The organism is Acidiferrobacteraceae bacterium (genome assembly GCA_037388825.1).
Taxonomy (GTDB): domain Bacteria; phylum Pseudomonadota; class Gammaproteobacteria; order Acidiferrobacterales; family JAJDNE01; genus JARRJV01.
Window position 1 is genome coordinate 1 of the sequence record JARRJV010000005.1, and the last position, 20,906, is coordinate 20,906.

18 protein-coding genes are annotated in these 20,906 nt (G+C 62.5%); 3 read left to right on the plus strand and 15 right to left on the minus strand.

Annotated elements, in window-relative coordinates:
* The first annotated feature begins 80 nt into the window (after nt 1-80).
* Nucleotides 81-1,871, plus strand: a complete 1,791-nt coding sequence (locus P8X48_01490) for an OPT/YSL family transporter (protein ID MEJ2105987.1) — start codon at nt 81-83, stop codon at nt 1,869-1,871.
* 3 nt (nt 1,872-1,874) lie between these two features.
* Here the strand turns inward: P8X48_01490 and P8X48_01495 are convergent, their stop codons facing one another.
* The 4 genes from P8X48_01495 to P8X48_01510 all read right to left on the minus strand — a co-directional run bounded on the left by P8X48_01495 (nt 1,875) and on the right by P8X48_01510 (nt 4,719).
* Complete coding sequence (locus P8X48_01495; protein MEJ2105988.1) at nt 1,875-2,549, minus strand: DNA alkylation repair protein; 675 nt, start codon at nt 2,547-2,549, stop codon at nt 1,875-1,877.
* 32 nt (nt 2,550-2,581) lie between these two features.
* Nucleotides 2,582-3,520 (minus strand): carbon-nitrogen hydrolase family protein, encoded by a 939-nt coding sequence (locus tag P8X48_01500; protein ID MEJ2105989.1) that lies wholly within the window; start codon nt 3,518-3,520, stop codon nt 2,582-2,584.
* Nucleotides 3,521-3,533: 13 nt separating this feature from the next.
* Nucleotides 3,534-4,091, minus strand: coding sequence for an outer membrane beta-barrel protein (locus P8X48_01505; GenBank protein ID MEJ2105990.1), 558 nt, complete (start codon nt 4,089-4,091; stop codon nt 3,534-3,536).
* Nucleotides 4,092-4,239: 148 nt separating this feature from the next.
* Nucleotides 4,240-4,719, minus strand: a complete 480-nt coding sequence (locus tag P8X48_01510; GenBank protein ID MEJ2105991.1) for a DUF4402 domain-containing protein — start codon at nt 4,717-4,719, stop codon at nt 4,240-4,242.
* Between the two features lie 306 nt (nt 4,720-5,025).
* On the opposite strand from P8X48_01510, the gene P8X48_01515 reads away from it, so the two are divergent.
* Complete coding sequence (locus P8X48_01515) at nt 5,026-5,661, plus strand: response regulator (GenBank protein MEJ2105992.1); 636 nt, start codon at nt 5,026-5,028, stop codon at nt 5,659-5,661.
* Between the two features lie 108 nt (nt 5,662-5,769).
* Here the strand turns inward: P8X48_01515 and P8X48_01520 are convergent, their stop codons facing one another.
* The 8 genes from P8X48_01520 to P8X48_01555 form a co-directional block, all read right to left on the minus strand.
* Nucleotides 5,770-6,900, minus strand: coding sequence for an osmoprotectant NAGGN system M42 family peptidase (locus P8X48_01520; GenBank protein ID MEJ2105993.1), 1,131 nt, complete (start codon nt 6,898-6,900; stop codon nt 5,770-5,772).
* An 11-nt stretch (nt 6,901-6,911) separates the two neighbouring features.
* Nucleotides 6,912-8,672: an N-acetylglutaminylglutamine synthetase gene (ngg, locus tag P8X48_01525; GenBank protein ID MEJ2105994.1), complete on the minus strand. Its 1,761-nt coding sequence runs from the start codon at nt 8,670-8,672 to the stop codon at nt 6,912-6,914.
* 10 nt (nt 8,673-8,682) lie between these two features.
* Nucleotides 8,683-10,455, minus strand: a complete 1,773-nt coding sequence (locus P8X48_01530) for an N-acetylglutaminylglutamine amidotransferase (protein ID MEJ2105995.1) — start codon at nt 10,453-10,455, stop codon at nt 8,683-8,685.
* Between the two features lie 14 nt (nt 10,456-10,469).
* Complete coding sequence (locus tag P8X48_01535) at nt 10,470-10,991, minus strand: MarR family transcriptional regulator (GenBank protein ID MEJ2105996.1); 522 nt, start codon at nt 10,989-10,991, stop codon at nt 10,470-10,472.
* Nucleotides 10,992-11,217: 226 nt separating this feature from the next.
* Entirely contained in the window at nt 11,218-12,930 is a 1,713-nt protein-coding gene (locus P8X48_01540) for an acetolactate synthase large subunit (GenBank protein MEJ2105997.1), read from the minus strand.
* A gap of 7 nt (nt 12,931-12,937) precedes the next feature.
* Nucleotides 12,938-13,597 carry a thiol:disulfide interchange protein DsbA/DsbL gene (locus tag P8X48_01545; protein MEJ2105998.1) on the minus strand — a complete coding sequence of 220 codons (660 nt, stop codon included), beginning with the start codon at nt 13,595-13,597 and terminating at the stop codon, nt 12,938-12,940.
* Between the two features lie 72 nt (nt 13,598-13,669).
* Entirely contained in the window at nt 13,670-15,037 is a 1,368-nt protein-coding gene (mpl, locus tag P8X48_01550; protein MEJ2105999.1) for a UDP-N-acetylmuramate:L-alanyl-gamma-D-glutamyl-meso-diaminopimelate ligase, read from the minus strand.
* Entirely contained in the window at nt 15,034-15,435 is a 402-nt protein-coding gene (locus P8X48_01555; protein MEJ2106000.1) for a hypothetical protein, read from the minus strand. Before P8X48_01555 ends, mpl begins: the two co-directional genes overlap by 4 nt.
* A 126-nt stretch (nt 15,436-15,561) precedes the next feature.
* Between P8X48_01555 and rnd the strand changes: the two genes are divergently transcribed.
* Nucleotides 15,562-16,665: a ribonuclease D gene (rnd, locus tag P8X48_01560; GenBank protein ID MEJ2106001.1), complete on the plus strand. Its 1,104-nt coding sequence runs from the start codon at nt 15,562-15,564 to the stop codon at nt 16,663-16,665.
* Here rnd and P8X48_01565 read toward each other — a convergent pair.
* The 3 genes from P8X48_01565 to P8X48_01575 form a co-directional block, all read right to left on the minus strand.
* On the minus strand, nt 16,662-17,837 hold the full coding sequence (locus P8X48_01565) for an MltA domain-containing protein (GenBank protein ID MEJ2106002.1): 1,176 nt from the start codon (nt 17,835-17,837) through the stop codon (nt 16,662-16,664). The genes rnd and P8X48_01565 overlap by 4 nt on opposite strands.
* A 106-nt stretch (nt 17,838-17,943) precedes the next feature.
* A complete protein-coding gene (topA, locus tag P8X48_01570) occupies nt 17,944-20,238 on the minus strand; it encodes a type I DNA topoisomerase (GenBank protein MEJ2106003.1) in 2,295 nt (764 codons plus the stop codon).
* 178 nt (nt 20,239-20,416) lie between these two features.
* Nucleotides 20,417-20,899 (minus strand): DUF494 domain-containing protein, encoded by a 483-nt coding sequence (locus tag P8X48_01575; GenBank protein MEJ2106004.1) that lies wholly within the window; start codon nt 20,897-20,899, stop codon nt 20,417-20,419.
* Nucleotides 20,900-20,906 lie beyond the last annotated feature (7 nt).

The window sequence follows — 20,906 nt, forward strand, 5'->3', positions numbered from 1 at the left end:
GCCTCGATCGCCCACCACGACCTTGTTCACGAGGACCCGCGCTTTCCACCGCGCTCGCGATTTGTTATTGAGTAATCGCTATGGCGCAGGAAACCCACACAGTCGCCGCGCCGCAGCTTACCGTGCGCGCCATCGTTACCGGCATGGTGCTCGGCGCGCTGCTCACGCCGTGCAATGTCTACAGCGGGCTCAAGATCGGCTGGTCGTTCAACATGTCCATCGCCGCGGCCCTGCTGTCCTTCGCCTTCTGGAAGGCGGCGTCACCGCTGTTCGGCGCGCGGCCGTGGAACCTGCTGGAGAACAATCTCAACCAGACGGCGGCCTCGGCCTCGGCGTCCATCATCTCCGCCGGCCTGGTGGCACCGATCCCGGCGTTGACCCTGCTTACCGGCCGGCAGTTCACCTTTGGTGTGCTGGTGGTGTGGGTGTTCGTGGTCAGCTTCCTCGGGGTCATCGTTGCCCTGGGTCTGCGGCGGCAAATGCTGGTGCGCGAGAAGCTTCCCTTTCCCGCCGGCATCGCCACCGCCGAAACCCTGCGCGAGATCTATGCCCGCGGCAGCGAGGCCCTGCGCCGGGTGCAGGTGTTGCTTTCCGCCGGTGTGGTGGCGGCGGCGCTCAAGCTGTTCAGTGAATTCATCAGCACCATTCCGCAACTGAAGACCGCGTTCGCGTTCGCGGCGCCCGCGGGCCTGAAGGCCAAGGGGATCACAACGATTTCCGCAACGAACCTGGGCTGGGTGCTGGACCCTTCCTTATTAATGGTCGGCTTCGGCGCCATCATCGGCATTCGTGCCGGGGTCTCCCTGCTGCTGGGTGCGGTCATTGCCTGGGGCGTGCTTGGCCCGTACGCCCTGGACCACGGCTGGGCCGAGGCCGGTGCATCGGGTGCCTACTGGTTTGGCCCCATGGTGAAGTGGTTGCTGTGGCCCGGCGTCGCCATGATGGTGATGGCATCGCTGACCGCGTTCGTGCTCGCGCTCTATCTTGCCGTCAAGACCCGCCACCTCAGCGCCGAGACCGACGGCGAAACCGAATCGCCGGCGGTGCAGGTACCGGTGCGCTGGTTCGCGATCGGGCTGGCACTGGCAACGGTGATGGCGATCATCGCCCAGGCGGCAATCTTCGGCATTGGCTGGTTTACGGGCCTGCTCGCGGTGGCCTTCAGTTTTGTGCTCGCCATCGTCGCCGCGCGCGTGTCGGGCGAGACCGGCATCACCCCCATCGGCGCCATGGGCAAGATCACCCAGCTGTCCTTCGCCGCGATCTCGCCCGGCAATGTGACCACGAACCTGATGTCGGCCAATGTCACCGGCGGGGCCGCCGGCCAGTGCGCGGACATGATGCACGACTTCAAAACCGGCAAGCTGATCGGCGCCGCACCGCGCCTGCAGGCCGTTGCCCAGGTTTTTGGCGTATTAACCGGTAGTTTGGTTGGGGTGGGTGCTTACTTACTATTGATCCCGCACCCGCAGACCATGCTGATTACGCCCGAATGGCCGGCGCCCGCGGTGGCGACGTGGAAGGCCGTGGCCGAGGTGCTGCGCGGAGGCTTCGGCGACCTGCCCCCGGGGGCCGGACCGGCGATCCTGGTCGCGGCCGTGGTGGGCATGGGCCTGGCCTATGCCAATCATCGATTGCCGCCGCGCTGGCACCACTTCGTACCCAGCCCCTCGGCCATGGGCCTGGCCTTCGTCATCCCGGCGTGGAATTCCGTATCGATGTTTGTCGGTGCGCTGATCGCCTGGCTGCTGCTGCGTTTTCGCGAGGACTGGGCGGACCGATTCCTCATCGCCGGTGCCGCCGGGCTGGTCGCCGGCGTAAGCCTGGCCGGCGTCGCGGCCGCCATGTCGCGCCTGTTCGGCGCGCACTGAGCATCAGGACTTCAGTCGCGTCCGCGTCGCGGGATTTTGCAATTCACGCAGGGCGTCGCTGGCGATCCATCTTGCCGTGGGCGAGTCGAGTTTCTGTATCGCCCTGGCCTCGGCGATGGCGAGACGGTTGAGATGTTTGTTGCGCTTGCCGATCGACCGCAGCGCCCAGTTCACCGCCTTCTTCACGAAGTTGCGTTCGTCCGTGGCCTCGCGCCGGATCAGGGGAAAGAATTCGACGAAGGCATCGTCGCTTGCGGTTTTGTTCGCCACCAGGCAGGCCATCATGGCGAAACCGGCGCGTTTGACGAACTCCGGTTTCTTCCCGCTCCATGTCTTCGCCTTGTCCCAGGCCCAGGGCGTGTACCGGAACAGGTTCATGCAACACTGGTCGCACACGTCCCAGGAATCGAAATCTCTTGCCCAGCGCTCCATCTGGGTCTTTGTGACCTTGTCGACATCGTCGACCATGCTCGCGAGGATGCGTGCCTCATGGTAGCCGCTGTCCCACAACGCCAGGGCAAGTTCGTGATCCGTGCCGACTTCCTTCGCCAGGGCGCGCAGTACGGGGATGCGAATGCCGAAGGTCCTTGCGGGATTGATGCCGAAGCGTGCCATGCCGGCGACGTTGGCCGGGTTGGAAAGCTTGCGCAGTCGTTGCAGAAGCTGCTTTGCGTCCATGATCGCGCGGAGGTCAGCGCTGCGGGCTGCCCCTATCGCTTGAACTTCACCGGGCTTTGCGGCTCCGCGTTGACGTGTAACTGGAAGATATCGGGACGCGCGTAGTGGCCGGTGATGTCGAGCGCGCGTTTTGCCGCCGCGGCGCGCTTGTGGTCCACCTCCGCGTACAGGATTCCCTTTTGTTCCCGCATCGGCCCCTCGACGATGGCGCCGCCGGGCGCGACCACGGTGGAATCGCCGGGGTTCACCCATTCCGCCGGGTCCGGGTACAGATCCTTCTTGCCGGGGAAATCCTCGGGCAGATCGCTGGCCTCGATGGCGACGCCGCTGCTGATCACCCAGCAACGACCTTCGCGCGCGATGTGTTGCATGGTGCCGATCCAGCCGTCGCCGGCGTCGTAGGTCGGCGCGATATAGATTTCCACGCCTTGTGCGTACAGCGCGTAGCGCGCCAGGGGCATGTAGTTCTCCCAACAGATGAGGGTGCCGATTCGTCCCACCGGGGTATCGATGGCCTTCAGGCCGGAGGCGTCACCAAAGCCCCAGACCATGCGTTCGGGGTTGGTGGGCATGAGCTTGCGGTGACGATTGAGCAGCTCGCCGTCCGCGCCGATGGTGACGGCCGTGTTGTACAGGGTCGCGCGGCTCATCCGGCTGTCCCGTTCGTGCATGCCACAGACGATGGTCACGCCGTGCTGTTTTGCCGCTGCGAGCAAGGGCTTGAGGTCGTCGCTGTCGACATCGACCGCACTGTCCAGCAGGCGCGCGTGGATCTGTTCGTTCAGTGACCAGTCGCCGCCGGGGCGCAGGCGCCAGATCCAGGCCGGGTAGCCGGGGATGAAGGCCTCGGGGAAGATGACCAGCTCCGCGCCCTGGCCGGCCGCTTGCGCCACCAGGGCCACGGCCTTTTCGATCGTGGCGAGCTTGTCGAGGTAGACGGGTGCTTCCTGGACGACGGCGATTCTGGACATGGTGGTACCTTTGTTATCTGTAGCGGATCCAGCTGAGGGTGATCTTGTTGGCATTCACGCCCTGGAGCCCGGTGTATGCCTGCCACTCGAGACGAATGCCATCGCCGGGACCGATGTGGGACTGGATTCCGAGCCCATAGGTCCAGCCCAGACCCTTCTCGATACTGTTGGAGAAGAATTGCGAACCGAGCCAGTTCCCCACGGCCCACCCCTGCCCGCCGAGGCGCCCGTAGAAGTCGACGTCTTCGCTGGAATTGAATTTGTACAGGAGACTCAACTCGAAGGTGGTAAACGCCTGCGTGGATGTCCCGCCGGTGCGGGGAAAGTACTGAAAGTCGACCGCGACCTCGGCCACCGCGGGCGTGCGCGGGCTGAACTGCCCGCCCGCCGCGAGATCGATATTCCAGCCGGTACCGTTTGAGGATCGATCGATGCGGGCCACGCCCACCCCAATTCGGGAATAGGGGTCATCCGAGGCCGCCGCGGGCAGCGCCAGCAGGCATGCCAGCAGGCCCGCTGCGAGCCCCGCCAGATGCCGGCCGGCCCCGGGAACCCCATATGATCGGGACATGGGCTGATCTCTCCCTTACCCCAATTCCGCCGGGAAAATTGCCGCAACGCCTGGGGCGAACGATTATAAAGTGTGTGTGAAGAGTGTACCGGGCGGGTTTCATGCCGTCCATGAAGCGTAACTTGACGCACGACAGGAACGGGGATGACTAATTGTAGTGCACGGAGATATTCACCAGTCCCATGTACGGGCCCTCAGGCTGGTTGGCCTGGACGTGTAGGGTAGCCCCCATATTCAGGCGCCGCCTTCCCGTGGCATCAAAAGTACTGACGCTCCCGCTGGAGATTCGGAAACGGTCGACCCGCATCTTGTGTCCCTGGGAATCGTTGACCCAGAGTACCGCGGGGGCAGAAATGGAGAAACCCGCTCTAGGCATGCCGAACACGAGAAAATCAGCTGGGCTCGACGTGGCCCCGGCCTGGACCGTCACCCCGCCGCTGGCGCGGCGGTTTCCGTCCGGGTCCAAAACGAGCGCACCCGGCCGGGCGCCCGTGCTGAGACTGCCGAAGGCGAGATTCGATCGGACCTGGACAGACAGATTGCTGAGAATCGTAGCGGTCACGCGTACACTGGCGACAACGCTATCAGCGTGGGCGAATACCGGCGCAACGACCACCGAAATCGCCATTCCTAACAACACCCCGGCGGTCGCCGGGCGTAGAAATCCTTTCATCGGCGCACCCATCTATATATTGTTTCTTCCCATAGCCGAAATAGGCGGCGAAGTCAGCAAAAACGGAAATAATGAATTTAATGATAGATTCCTCAGCCGGCTAGTCAATTTTGGGAATATTGCAAAATATATTAAGAAACAATATGTTATGGTTTGTCGCTTCCGTGCATACGTTGCATTTTTCAACAGGATTCTGGCCCGATCGATGCATTACTACTCCACAACAGGCCCATCTGTGCAGGAAACAGGAAGGTTAGTCACGTGAAACAGAAAGACAAAAGGAAACGTCTGACCAGTGAGGCGATGTACACCTCGGTGGAGGCAGCGAAGCTGCTGGGCGTCACCCCGCGCACCATCCAGATCTGGGCCGACAACGGCATCCTGTCCGCGCGCAAGACTTCGGGCGGGCACCGCCGCTTTCCCGAGAGTGTGCTGGAGGCCTTTCTCGAGGAACTGGAAGAGAAATCCGGTACCGGCAAGAAAAACCATGCGCCCCGACCGGCGGTACGCTATCGCGTGCTCGTCGCCGAGGACGATGCCTTTCTCAGCTCGTACTACGAAGAGGCCATGAAGAGCTGGGACCTGCCCCTGGACATCCGTGTCGCCAAGGACGGGTACGAGGCACTGATCTGTTTCGGAATCGAATCCCCCGATCTGCTGATCGCTGATTTGAGAATGCCGCGGATGGATGGCTTCTATATGATCAAGGCCATTATCGACTCGGGGCATTCCCCCGACACCGACATCGTTGTGGTCACCGGGCTGACCCAGGAAGAAGTGGATGAAAACGGGGGACTGCCCGATCGCGTCACCCTGCTTCACAAACCGGTTCCCTTCCAGAAGCTCCACGATTTTATCGACGAAAAGATCCGCCAGAGACAGCGGGCCACGGCCTGACCCCCGTCCTCCGGTGCGATGCGCTGGCCCGCGTCCGGGCCCTCTCCAATGATTGTGTGATGCGGAGTTCCCGTAGGGCCCAGCTCTGTTGCGGTGCCCGCCAGGGAATCAGGGCTGCGTGGGGAAGCCGGCGCGCGGACCCAGTTCTTCCCGGTCGCGCGGGTACAGCGAGGCACTCTGCAGATATACGGTGAGCAGACGCACCAGGGATTCAAGCGAGTGAATGTGGATGCGCTCATAGCCGTGGGACGCATCGATCCCGAAAGCGACCAGGGCCGTGCGCACATCGTTGCCTGCCTCTACCGCGGCGGCGCTGTCGGAACGATAGTAGCGGAACACGTCGCGCTGGTACGGGATCTCGAATTCCTGGCACAAGTGAATCATGCGCCGGGTGAGATGGTAATCGAAGGGACCGGTCTGGTCCGCCATGGCCACGGTCACCCCGTATTCCCTGGAATTCTGGCCCGGCGCGGTGGTGCCATTGTCCACCGTCACCATCTCCGCCACGTCCTGATGCAGGGCGGCGGAGGCACCCGACCCGACCTCTTCGGAAATGGTAAACAGCAAGTGGCAGTCCACCGGTAATACAAGCTTGGCATCCCGAATCGCCTTGGCGGCGGCGAACACCACGGCGGCCCCGGCCTTGTCGTCCAGGTGACGGGAATTGATGAATCCGTTGTCGTTGAATTCCGGATTGGTGTCGATGGCGACGATATCGCCCACGTGCACGCCCAGGGCGAGCAGGTCCTCGAGCCGTTCGCTCCGTTCGTCTATGCGCACCTCCAGGTTGTCCCACGCCGAGGGCTGCTTGTCGATTCCGGCAGCGTAGGTATGGCCCGAGGCCTTCAGCGGAAGAATGGTTCCGCGATAGGGGCGCACATCGGTGAACAGGGTGACACGCGCGCCTTCGGCAAAGCGCGCATTCCAGTGACCGATGGGGACGATCTCCACCCGGCCATTGGGCTTGAGCGACTTGACCATGGCACCGAGGGTATCGATGTGGGCGACGATGGCGCGGTCGGGACTGGAGTGGGTTCCTTCAATCGTCGCGCGGATGGCGCCGCGGCGCGTGACTTCGTACGGGATGCCGAGCTGCTCCAGCTCCTCACAGGCCAGGTGCACGATGCGGTCCGTGTATCCGGTAGGACTGGGGGTCGCAAGCATGCGCTTGAGGACACCGGTCATGTATTCGGTGTCGACGGGCAGAAGCTTCATCGTGGTTCGGGTCGTATCATCCACTCGCGCAATTCTCAGAATCCCGCCGGGTTGGGCGTGCGTGGCGCCGACAGCGGGAACAGGAGGTCGACGAAACGCTGGGCCGTGGGCTGCGGCTCGTGGTTCGCCAGCCCCGGACGCTCGTTGGCCTCAATAATGACATATTCCGGCTCCGATGCAGACTCGACGATGAAGTCCAGCCCGACCACGGGAATGTCGAGACGGCGTGCCGCCCGCACGGCCGCGTCAGCCAGGCGGTGATGCAGCAGTGAGGTCACATCGTGGATCGTGCCGCCCGTGTGCAGATTGGCGGCGTTGCGTACCTGGATGGTCTCACCCGCGGGCAACACGTCCTCGAGGGCGTTTCCGGAGCGGGCCACACAACGCGTGGTCTCCTCATCCAGGGGAATGTGCGACTCCCCGCCGGTGGCCGCCTGGCGGCGTCGGCTTTGCTTCTCGATCAGCTCGCGAATGGTGGCCTTGCCGTTGCCGGTCACTTCCGGCGGCCGGCGGACCGCGGCAGCAACCACACGATAGTTGATCACGATGATGCGCAGATCCGCACCGGGGCAATACTGCTCGAGGATGACCCGTCCGCTGTGTTGGCGCGCCTTCTCGATCGCGCTTTCGAGGTGATCCTCGTTCGTCACACCGACACTGATGCCCTCTCCCTGCTCGCCGTCGATGGGTTTGACCACCACTGATTGGTGCTCGGCGAGAAAGGCCAGGTTCTCATCGGCACTGGTCGCCAGCTGCTGCGCCGGCACCCGCAGACCGGCGGCATCCAGAATGCGATGGGTCACGCGCTTGTCCTGGCACCGGCTCATGGCGATGGCCGTGGTGAGTTCACTGAGGGATTCACGGCAGACGATACTCTGGCCGCCGAATCGCAGACGGAAATACCCGTTGTCGGCATCGAGGATGTCGACCAGGATTCCGCGCCGTCGCGCCTCGTCGACGATGAGGCGGGCGTAGGGATTGAGCCGCTCGTCCCCTTCCGTGGGGCTGGTGAACAAGGGTTCGTTGATGGCGTTCTTGCGCTTGATGGCGAATACCGGAACGCGCTGAAAGCCAAGCTTCTCGTACAGGCCGATGGCACCCTTGTTGTTGTGCAGCACCGAAAGGTCCATGAAGGCACGACCACGGGCCTTGTAGTGTTCCGCGAGAAAGCGCGTCACCGCCTCGCCGACGCCGGGATGGGTTGCCTGGGGATCCACGGCCAGCGACCACAAACTGGATCCGTCGTCCGGATCGTCCATGGCATGCACGTGGTCCACGCCCAGGGCGGCGCCGATGATTTCTCCTGAACGGTCGTCCTCGGCAACGACGTAGGTCAGCACGCGCGAGGTTCGTCGCTTCCAGATGGTGCGCGGGTCGACCGGCACCATGTGACGCGCGGCGTACAGCCGGGAAATGCCTTCGGCATCGTCCACCGAGGCCAAAAGGCGCACCGTGAAACCGCGACGCTGCGCGACCGCCGGCGTGTAGCTGTCCAGCCACAGGCGAAATGTATGGGACGGATCCAGGAACAGGCTTTGCGGTGCCTGGGCCAGCACCACATGCGGATCACTGGCATAGAGTGCGATGTCGCGCCGCCCGGCCTGCTCCTCTCGCAGCGCGGCGGCAATGTCTTCCGGCCGGCTGAAGGTATGGGCCATGATGAGACGACCCCATCCGCAATCGACGATGACATCCTCCTTGGAGGTGGGATGTTCGGGTCCGCGATCCGCAACGGGTTGCGGATTCCGATTCTGCGTTCGTACGCGGTGGTAGTCCTTGTGCGTTTTCCGTGCCACCTTGTCTCCTTCAGATGCCCTGGGCCTGGAGCCAGAGTTCCAGCGAGGCCAGTTGCCAGAGTTTGGAACCCCGCAGGGGCGTGATGTGCTGCTCGGGGTTTGCGAGAAGTTTGTCCACGTATTCGCGCTGGAACAGGCCGCGGATCTGCGCGGTATCGCCGGTCAACACCTCGTTTACCATGGCCAGATAGTCACCCTGTAGATACTTCAGCGCCGGCACCGGGAAGTAGCCCTTGGGCCGGTCGATCACAGCGGAGGGAATCACCTTGCGCGCGGCCTCCTTGAGCACGTGCTTGCCGCCTTCGGCGATCTTGTGTTGCGGAGGGATGCGTGCCGCAAGTTCCACCAGTTCATGATCCAGGAAAGGTACGCGTGCCTCCAGCCCCCAGGCCATGGTCATGTTGTCCACGCGCTTGACGGGATCGTCCACCAGCATGATGGTGGTATCCATGCGTAGCGCCTTGTCCACCGACTCCTCGGCGCCGGCGCGACCGAAGTGTTCGACGATGAAGTCGGCGGCAAAGTCGCCATTGACCAGATCGGGATTCACGGCCTGGGCGAACTCCGCGTGGTCGCGGTCGCGAAACACGCGCCCGTACTCGGTGACGGGATCCGTGCTGTTCAGCAAGGGCGGATACCAGTGATAACCGCCGAATACCTCGTCGGCGCCCTGCCCGCTCTGCACCACCTTGGAGTCGCGCGAGACCACCTGGGACAACAGATAAAAGGCCACGGCATCGTGACTGACCATGGGCTCGGACATGGCGGCAATGGCCTCGGGCACACGCCCGATCAGCTTGCGACTGTCGAAGTAGATGCGTTCATGATCGGTTTCGAAGTGTTCGGCCACGATGTTGGAATAGCGGAATTCATTTCCTTCCTCGTTGCCAACGTCCTCGAAGCCGATGGAATAGGTCTTCAGGTGCTTCGCCCCCGCCTCCACCATGAGACCCACGATCAGACTGGAATCCACGCCACCGGAAAGCAGCGCACCGACGGGCACGTCCGCCACCAGCCGCCGGTCTACGGAGGCACGCAGGGCATCCAGTGTGAGTTCGGTCCAGTCCTCGAAGGAACGCGCGCGATCGTCGTCGTCGCGCTCGAAGGAAAGTTGCCAGTACGTCTCGATTTCGCTGCTGCCGTCCGGCCCGATCTGCATCAGGCTGGCCGGTGGCAACTTCCGCACCCCACGGATAATGGTGTACGGCGCCGGCACCACGGCGTGAAACGTCATGTAGAAATTCAGCGCCGCCGGATCGATGCGGGTATCCACATCGCCACCGGCGATGAGGGCCGGAAGGGTCGAGGCAAACTGGAGGCGCGAATCGTCGAGTGAGTAGTAGAGCGGCTTGATCCCGAGACGATCACGCCCCATCAGCATCCGTCCGCTGTCCCGCTCCCACAGGAAGAAGGCGAACATGCCGTTGAGGCGCCTGACGAAGTAACGCCCCCAGGCATGGTAGGCCTTGATCAGTACTTCGGTGTCGCCGTCGGAGAAGAACCGGTAACCCAGTCCCTCGAGTTCCTTGCGCAAGGCCTTGTGGTTGTAGATGGCGCCGTTGAACACGATCCCGATTCCCAGGTCGGGATCGACCATGGGTTGCTGGGCGCGGTCCGAAAGATCCATGATCTTCAAACGCCGTTGGGCGGCGCACAGGGCGTTCTGGGCATACAGTCCGCTGCCGTCCGGTCCGCGCGATGCCATCGTCCGGTTCATCCGCGCGACCAGATCCGCTCTCGCCGAGCCCCCGTCGAATCGCACTTCACCCGCAATACCACACATAAATACCTTACCTCTTACGTCTCTGCGTCCGACCCGGATGCCGTCCCGAGCGCGGACAAATTTGGTGCTTCCGAGATCGCCTCGATCTCGAGCATGGGCGCCGCATCGATTCTCTGGGCATCCATCATTTCCCCCAGGTGCTGCAGGGAGGAAAGTATCTGGGTCTGTTCCCAGTCATTCAGGCGCTGAAAACGATCGACAAAATCCTGCTGCAGGGGCGCCGGTGATTCGTCCACCAGGCGTGCACCCTCGGGCAAAAGCGCCACCTCCACCCGGCGCCGGTCGACAGTGCTGCGGGCGCGACTGACCAGGCCCCGCTTTTCGAGGCGGTCGACGATATCCGTCGTGGTCGCCTGGCTCAGGTCGATTGCCCGCGCCAGATTGCCAATGCCCATGGAGCCACTGGTGGCCAGTGCCCGGAGCAGCACCCACTGGGGTGCCGTGAGCCCGGAGGCCCGGCTAAGATGGCGCGAGCGAATATCGACCGCCCGCATGATGCGGCGCAGTGCCACCAGGACTTCGTCGGTTCGATTCACTGGATACCCAAAGGGTGGGACTAATTCATTCCGACCCTAACGATTTGTTGGCCGGACTGATACGAAAAAACAATACCTTAACGTCCGTAACTATATAGGGTTCGAAATATCAAAATCAACCTGAGCCCGCGGCCGGGCACAAAAAGGCCGGCGCCCTTGCGGGCCCCGGCTCCGGTTCCGGACTGTTTTCGCGCTCAGGTCACGCCCGCTCTGCGCGAACGATGGATCACACCGGGCACACGAGCTTGCCCAGCTTCTCGGTCAGCTTGAGGTTCTCGCTGTAGTCCACCGGGCAGTCGATGATACTGACGGTGTCATCGGCCAGGGCCTGCTCCAGGATAGCCTGCAGGTCGCCCGCCTTCTCCACCCGATAGCCCCTGGCGCCAAAGGACTCCGCGAACTTCACGAAATCGGGGTTGGTGAAGTCGACGTTGGACTTGCGGCCGAATTGGGCCATCTGTTTCCACTCGATCAAGCCATAGGCGCTGTCGTTCCAGATCAGGATGACAATCGACGTTTTCAGGCGCATCGCGGTTTCGATCTCCTGCGCATTCATCAGGAAACCGGCGTCACCGGTAACGGCAACCACCTGACGATCGGGGAAGGCAAGCTTGGCTGCGATCGCCCCGGGCACCGCGATGCCCATACTGGCAAAACCGTTGGAGATAAGACAGGTGTTTGGATATTCACAGCGGAACATGCGCGCCATCCACATCTTGTGGGCACCGACATCGCACACGGCCACGCCATCCAGATCCATCACCGTGCGCAGGTCCCAGATGATCTTCTGCGGTTTCATGGGCAGCGCATCGTCATCGCGATTCTGGTTCATCTCCTCGATCAAGAGTTCGCGCAGGGAACGCATGGCGGTCCCGGTGTTGGGACTGGCAAGCTCCTTGATCTCCAGCAAGGAGTGACGGATGTCACCGACCACACCGACGGAAACGGGATAGTAGGCATCCACCTCCGATGGAGAGGTGTCGATGTGGATGATGTTGCGGTCCTGAGTCGGGTGCCACAGGTAGGGGTGATATTCCACCAGGTCATAGCCGACGCAGATGATGACGTCGGCGCGGTTGAACCCGCAGCTCACGTAGTCGGTCGCCTGCAATCCGGCGCTGCCCAGGGCCATGGGATGCCCGAAGGGCAGCACGCCCTTGGCCATGAAGGTATTGGCGACCGGGATGCGCAACTCCTCGGCGAATTCCGCCAGCTGTTTCCAGGCGCGCCCGCGCACCACGCCGTTGCCGGCAAGGATGATGGGGTTCTTTGACTGGGAGATCATGGCGGCGGCCGCCTCCACGCGGTCGGCCGACGGTTCGCCCGGGAACGGGCGCTTCACGATCAGCGGCTCACCTTCCACCTCCATCTCGGCGATGTTTTCCGGAAACTCGATAAAGGCGGCCCCGGTCTTTTCCGTCTGCGCCACCTTGAAGGCCTTGCGTACGACCTCGTTGATGACGTTGGGCGTGAGCAGGCGCGAAGAATACTTGGTGATGGGGTGAAAGATTTCCTCCAGGTCCAGTACCTGGTGCGATTCCTTGTGCAGGCGGTTGGTCGCGGCCTGGCCGGCGATGGCGACCACCGGCGCATGGTCCATATTGGCATCGGCCACACCGGTAACCAGGTTGGTAGCGCCCGGGCCCAGGGTCGACAGGCAGACGCCGGCCTTGCCGGTCAGACGACCGTAGACATCGGCCATGAAGGCCGCGCCCTGTTCGTGCCGCGTGGTAATGAAGTGAATGGACGAGTCCAGCAGCGCGTCCATGATGTCGAGGTTTTCCTCACCCGGGATGCCGAAGATGTATTCGACACCCTCATTTTCCAGGCACCTGACAAATAACTCCGACGCCTTCATCTTGCCGGCTCCCTGTTCTTCCTGAATGCGATCCGCCGGTTCGGCGGCGCCCTGCGATCCGGTTTTGCGGCGAGTGTCCATGGCTCCCCTACTTCCGCTTGCTCCGTTCCGCGGCAGCCTTGTGCACCAGATAGTTCACGACCTTCATAACCCGCGCCTCGTCATGGACCAGGGTCGGGCTGGTCCGATAGCGCCCGTCAACAATGATGTTGGGCACTCCATCCAGATTGTAGTCGTTGAAAAGTTGCTTTGCCTGGTTGACCGAAAACTGCACCCCGAAGGACCGGGTTGCTTCCAGATACTTCTTGCGATTCACCCCGTGGGCCGCCACCCAGTCGGCGAGACCATCCTGGTCGAACAACTTGCGCTCGCCCGGCGCCTTCTTTTCGTCTTCGTGCAGGGCATCAAACAGGGGCTGGTGCAGTCGCGCCCCAACCTTCAGTTCACGCAAGGCGTAGAAGGTAATGGCGTGCAGCCTCCAGCGCGGGGTGACCGCTGGCGTACGAATAAAATCCACATTTGCCGGCTTGTGTTTCAGCCACGCATCCAGATAGGGCTCGAAGGCGTAGCAATGGGGACAGCCATACCAGAAGAACTCCCGCACCTCGACCTTGTTGCCGCTGTTGACGTCCTGCGGGAAGGGCAGCACCTCGTAATCACGACCGGCCTGATAGGTCTCCGCCCGGGCGGGACCTGCGACCAGCAAACCCATCGCGAGAATGAGGAAAATCGCCTGAATTCCTTGCATGCCTGTGACTCCGAGATGTTTTCTTTATCTATAGCTATTGAATCCGGAAAGCCCGGGAAGTTCAAACCGGGTTCAGCCTTTCTGGCGTCGCAGGCCCTCCATCAGCTTTTCGTGTATCCCTCCGAATCCGCCGTTGCTCATGATGACGATGTGATCCCCCGCCTGCACCGTACCCAGCAGGTGGTCGACGATGTCGTCCACGGAGTCCGATATCCGGACCGCATCGTTCAGGGGTGCGACTGCCGCCGCCAGGTCCCAGTCCAGTCCCGCGGGCCGGAACAGATCCACCCGGTCCGCCTCGGCCAGGGCCGCAGCCAGATTGTCGCGATGAATTCCCAGGCGCATGGTATTGGATCGCGGCTCCAGTACCGCGACCACGCGGCCGCCATTGGACCGGGCGCGGACCGCCCTCAGCGTTTCGCGAATCTCCGTCGGGTGATGGGCAAAATCGTCGTATACGGTCACGGATTCCTGGTAGCGAACCTCCAGTCGTCGCTTGACGCTTTCAAACTCCGCAAGCGCCTCGATTCCCTGCTTCGGCGTCACGCCGGCATGGCGCGCGGCGGCCAGGGCGGCGAGCGCATTGCGCAGGTTGTGCGATCCGGGCACCGACCACTCGAGGACTCCGGCCTCGGCTCCGTCGACCAGGATCCGTGCGCGACGGGCCGTGCCGTCGGGGTCATCCTCCTGCCAGGCACCGCCGCCGAATTCTTCCACCTCGCTCCAGCAGCCGCGCTCCAGCACCGAGGCAAGATTCGCGTCCTGGTGATTGACGATGATCCGACCGTTCGGCGGAACCGTGCGCAACAGATACTGAAACTGCAGCTTGATGGCGTCGAGGTCGGGAAAGATGTCGGCGTGATCGTATTCCAGGTTATTAAGCACCAGGGTGCGCGGCCGGTAGTGCAGAAACTTGGATCGCTTGTCAAAAAAGGCGGTGTCGTATTCGTCGGCCTCGATGACGAAGAACGGCGCCGCACCGAGGCGCGCCGAGACACCGAAGTTGCGCGGCACGCCGCCGATCAGGAAACCGGGGTTCAGTCCCGCCCGCTCAAGAATCCACGCGACCATGCTCGCGGTGGTGGTCTTGCCATGGGTACCGGCGAGTGCGATCACCCAGCGATCGCGCAGGGCATGCTCCGCCAGCCATTGCGCGCCCGATGTGTACGGCAGTCCGCGCTCCAGGATCGCCTCCACTTCCGGGTTGCCGCGGGAAAGGGCATTGCCGATCACGACGCGATGGGGCGCGGGTTCCAGGTTGTCCGGCGAATATCCTTGTGCAACCGGAATGTCGAGCTCCGCCAGTTGTGTACTCATGGGCGGATAGATCGCCGTATCGGAACCGGTCACCCGATAGCCGAGCTCGCGCGCGATCCGGGCAAGACCAGCCATGAAGGTCCCACCGATGCCGACGATGTGCAGATGCAACTCGGGTTTCATTCAATCAGTTCCACGCGCGTGATCTTCCACTTGTTTTCAGCCCCCCGATTGACGAAGAAGCGCAGGCGGGCCCGCGGTTCGCCGGCGGCACCGAACACCTCGTTGACCACGATGAGAACCTGGCGCCGCTCGTCATCGGGACGGATGACCTTCGCAACATCCACGGCCAGGGACCGGTTCTGATCTCGCAGGGCCCGCAGGTAGGAGAAGGCCTGGCGTTCACGCATATCCATGGACGCGGCACGCGCTTGCCATTTCTGCTCCTTCATCTTCAGGATCTTTTGCACGTAACTGACCGAAAGGTTCACCGGTTCTTCGCGGAAGAACTTGCAGCCCGCGAAGGTGGCGATCACCGCCAGCACGAGTAGCCAGCGAACCAGCTTGAACAGGACCTTCATGGATATGCCTTGCTTGTCGCGTTCCCGTATTCGCGCGGCGCCGCGGGGGGAAACAGGGTATCATTCCCGGCGGTCCACCGTCACCGCCACCGTTCACCGGATTCCGGATCCATCGACTGTCTCCCCATGCCAACAACTCCTCCAGACTATGTGCTGATCGCGGACGATGCCGAGCTGGCACGTTGCTGCGAGCGCCTTCGGGACGAACCATGGGTCGCCGTGGATACCGAGTTCATGCGCGAGCGCACGTACTATCCGGAGCTGTGCCTGGTGCAGATCGGCATTCCCGACGCCGTCTGGTGCGTGGATGTGCTGGCCCTGGAGGAACTGGCACCACTTCGGGAACTCCTGGGCATCGCTGACTGCGACAAGGTGCTCCATGCCGCGCGCCAGGACCTGGAAACACTGTGGCCGGTTTGCGGCGGGCCGGTTTCGCCCTTGTTCGATAGCCAGATTGCCGCCGCCCTGTGTGGGCACGACGAGCAGATCGGGTACGCGGCGCTGGTCGAGACACTGATCGGGGTCAGTCTGCCCAAGGAACACCAGCGAACGGATTGGTCACGACGCCCGCTGGACACCGATCAGCTGGACTACGCCGCCAATGACGTGCGCTATCTGTGCGAGGTCTACGACTCCCTGAGCGAGACCCTGCGGTCGCTGGATCGCGCCGCCTGGGCACAGGAAGACAGCGCACGCCTGCTGGATCCGGCCCTGTACCGGGTCGAACCCGAACTGGCGTACCGCCGCGTCAAGCAGGGCCATACCCTGTCCCCGGCACAACAACAGGTTTTACGTGAATTGGCGACGTGGCGGGAAGAAACGGCACAGGCCAGCAACCGGCCGCGCGGCTGGATCGCGCGCGATCCGGTGCTCCTGTACCTGGCACAGACCTGCCCCCAAACAGCGCAGGCACTGGAGAAGGTTCGTGGCCTGGACGACGGAATCCGCAAACGCCATGGCGAAGCGATCGTTCAGGCCATTGCCCGGGGATTGGTCCACGAACCACGCCAGCTGTTCGCGCGCACCCTGCCGCTGGATGCGCAACAGACAAAGCGGCGCGATCGCATGCTGGAACTGGTGCGGGAGCGTGCCTCCGAACTGGGCATACACCCGCCGGTACTGGCCACGCGGCGCGATATCGAGAACCTGGTACGGGGCCAGGACGACACGCCGGTGCTGTCCGGATGGCGCCGACAGGTTGTCGGTGACGCCTTGCTGGAAATCGACTAGGGCGCGGGATTGGTCGCGAGCTGGCGGTTCGCCGGCACCAGCACGTACAACTCACCTGCTTGTTTCATGCGCCCGGCGTAGTCTTCGGCCCGCTGTCCCTGGCCCCAGAACACGTCGGCCCGCACCGCGCCCTGGATCGCGCCGCCGGTGTCCTGGGCGAAGGTCAGGCGCCGGTAGCCGGGTGCCTCCTCGCCTTCGGCGGCGGGCAAGGTGGTATCCAGCCACACCGGCGAGCCGAGCGGAATGAAGTCCGGATCCACGGCGATGCTTCTTTCCGGAGTCAGGGGCACATTAAGCGAACCCGGCGGGCCGCCCCCATTGGCCGGCCGTGCAGTGAAAAATACATAGCTCGGGTTTGACAACATCAGGTCCTCGGCCTGGTCCGGGTTCGACTGCAACCAGGCGCGGATGGACTGCATGCTGAGGTCGTCCTTGTCGATATATCCCTTCTTCACCAGGTAGCGACCGATGGCCACATAGGGATGGCCATTCTGATCCGCGTAGCTCACCGCAAGCGTTGTCCCGTCGCGCAACTGAATCCGGCCCGAACCCTGGATATGGAGAAAGAACAGGCCGATGGGATCCTTGACCCAGGCGATTTCCTTCGCGTGCAGGTTCTTCTTGCCGTCTTCGATCTGTTCGCGGCTGAAGTACGGCACCACGCGGTGTCCTTTAACCAGTCGACCGCGAAGCCGCCGGCCCTTGAGATCGTTGTACAGGGAGCCAAGATCCACCACCAGCAGATCGTCCGGGCGTGCGTATACCGGGTATCGATACACCGCGGTGCGTCTGCGGCTTCCCTGGAGCAGAGGCTCGTAGTATCCGGTGATCAGTCCTTCGCGCTCACCGTCTTCACCGCGAACAACATGGGGAATGAAACGGGTCTCGAAAAAGGCGCGTGCGGTTTCATCGTCGGGCGTACCCAGAAGCTGCACGTCGTCACAGATGTCGCGCCAGCGGGGATCTCGGCCGGGCATTGCCTTGCAGTCCTGCACCAGCGCGGGCCAGGCCTCCGCCGGTTGGCCCGTCTGCCAACCGGGGAGTTCACTCCAGCCGACCGCCTCCCCGATCCCGGGTGCGGGCGGCGGCGCAACATGCAGGCAGCCGGACAGGCCAACGGCAAGGAATACGAATAACAGCGGGGCTGATTTGCGCAGCATCAATCGCTTCACGGGAAGGCCCATCCGGATCGCGCGGCGCGGCCGCCGCGTGGCACTGAAACAGACATGGCGCAAGTATATGGCGTGAACGGCGGTTTCGCATCCGCCGGCCGGCCGCCTACTCCGACTGGCCCGGGATTTCGCCCTCGTAGGGCTCGGCGTAATGGCACTCTTTCTGCGGGCATACCTTCTCGGTGCCACGTCGCTTGGTGGTCTTGATGGTCAGCATGGGGAAGCCGCACTCGGGACAGGGCTCGTTCAGCGGGTAGTTCCAGACCGCGTACTTGCATTCGGGGTAACGCGAACATGAGTAGAACACCTTGCCGGCGCGGGACTTGCGCTTGAGCATGCTCCCCTGCTTGCACTCCGGGCACTGCACGCCGGTATCTTCCGGCGGTTCCAGCGGTTCCATGTGCCGGCAATCCGGATAGCTGCTGCAGCCGATGAACTTGCCATAGCGGCCGCGCTTGACCACCAGCGGCGAGCCGCACTTGGGGCACACCCGGCCCTCGACGATCTCGGGTTCCTGGCTGGCGCCGGGTTCCTCGTCGACGTTGCGCGTGTAGTCGCATTCGGGGTACCCGGTGCAACCGATAAAGTAACCGTTGCGGCCGAGCCGTTTGGCCAGCTGCTTGCCACACTTCGGGCACTGCTCGTCCAGCATCTCCACGCCCGGACGGTCTACGCTTTCCTTGTCTTTCACCTGCACCTTGAATTCGTCCCAGAATTCCTTAAGCACCGGTTTCCATTCGCGCTCGCCGCGGGAGATGGCATCGAGCTCGTCTTCCAGGTTGGCGGTGAAGTCGTAATCCACATACTTGTGGAAGTGTTCCGACAGGAACTTGTTCACCACGCGACCGACGTCCGTGGGCACAAAGCGGCGCTTGTCGAGAACCGCGTACTCACGCGTCAACAGCGTGGAGATGATACTGGCGTAGGTCGAGGGACGGCCGATGCCGTGGGCCTCCAGGGTCTTCACCAGGCTGGCCTCGGTGTATCGCGGCGGCGGCTCGGTGAAGTGCTGCTCCTTGCGCAGATCGACCATGTCCACGATATCGCCCTCTTCCATGGGCGGCAGCAGTCGCTCCTTGTCATCATCCGAAGCAGCCTCGTCCGAACCTTCCTGGTACACCGCCATGAATCCGGGTTTGACCACTGTGGATCCATTGGCACGCATCACATTGCCCGGGCCGGATTCGAAATCGATGGCCACGGTATCCAGCGTCGCGTGTACCATCTGGCAGGCCACGGTGCGCTTCCAGATCAGGTCGTACAGCTTGAACTGTTCAATGGTGAGCGACTTGCGAATGTCCTCCGGCATGCGCAGCACCGAGGTCGGGCGAATCGCCTCGTGCGCCTCCTGCGCATTCTTGGATTTGCTCTTGTACACCTGGACTTCGTCCGGGACATTTTCGGCACCGTATCGCTCGCCGATGAATTCCCGGATTTCCGTGATTGCCTCGGCGGCAAGATTCACCGAGTCAGTACGCATGTAACTGATCAGACCAATGGATTCCCCGTCCAGTTCGACTCCCTCGTACAGCTGCTGGGCAATGCGCATGGTGCGCTGCGCGCCGAATCCAAGCTTGCGCGATGCCTCCTGCTGCAGCGTCGAGGTGGTAAACGGTGGCGAGGGATTGCGCTTGCGCTGCTTCTTTTCGACCTTGGCAACACGCAGCTTGCCCTTGGCTTCGCCGGTTATCGTGTCCGCGACCCGGGTCGCATGCTCCTCGTCGCCGATGGTGAACTGTTCGAGTTTCTCGCCGCCGAAGTGCGTGAGTCTTGCCATGAACGGCTGCTCTCCCGCCTTCAGATCGGACTCGATGCTCCAGTATTCGCGCGGCTTGAAGCGCTCGATCTCTTCCTCGCGCTCGACGATCAGGCGAAGGGCCGGACTCTGAACACGCCCGGCCGACAGGCCGCGCCGGATCTTCTTCCACAGAAGGGGTGAAAGATTGAACCCGACCAGGTAGTCGAGGGCACGCCGCGCCTGTTGCGCATTGATGAGATTGGTCGACAGTTCGCGCGGATGCTCGATCGCTTCCTGGATCGCGCGCTTGGTGATCTCGTGAAACTCGACGCGATGCACCGGCTTGCTGTCCAGCGCCCCGCGCTCACGCAGGATTTCCTCCAGGTGCCAGGAAATGGCCTCGCCTTCGCGATCCGGGTCAGTGGCGAGGTACAGGGCCTCGGCACCCTTCATCGCCTTGGCAATGGCATCGACATGTTTCTTGTTTTTTTCAATGAGCTCGTACTTCATGCCGAAGCCATGGTCGGTGTCGACCGCGCCCTGTTTCGGAATCAGGTCGCGCACATGGCCATAGGACGCCAGGGCAACGAACTCCTTGCCCAGGTACTTGGTCATGGTTTTCGCCTTCGCCGGCGATTCGACAACGATAAGGTTCTTCGCCATTCGCTACATTGACTACACGGTTCGTTCGACTCGGCCGCGAATTTCTGCAACCCGCGGGATGATTCCGGTACGCATTTTCAACGACACCGGGTGCTGCTTGTCAAGCCGAATTCTTTTCCAGAGGTTTTCAGGACGGGTGTGAACTGCGAAACAGGGCGGACCGGATAGCGGAAACCGGCTAGTTCAGATGCCCTTCCATCTCATCGAAGACCACGTCTTCCAGTAGGGCATGTGCGTATTCCTGGCCGGGCTGATTGAACAGCACCATAAGGATCACCCACTTCAGCTGGTCTATATCGAGCTCGTCGTTTCCCAGCGCCATGGCGCGATCGATGACCAGTTCCCGGCTGACGCCGTCAAGCACGCCACTTTGTTCCATGAACAACATAAAGCCGCGGGCCTCGGCATCGAGACGGGCCATCTCGTCGTCGCTGTAGTGGCGGATCGAACGACCGCTGGACGCGTGGGGAAGTTCGGCGGCGTTGTTGCGCAGGTTGGTCAGGTCTTCGAGCCAGTCGAAGGCCTTGTTGATATCACCGCGGGGAAATCCTGCCTGGGCGAGTTCGACTTCGATGGTTTCCTGATCGGGATTGAATTCGGAACCCTCTTCCATGTAGTTCTCGAAGAGATACATCAGGACGTCGAACATGTTCTCTTTCATCGCTCTC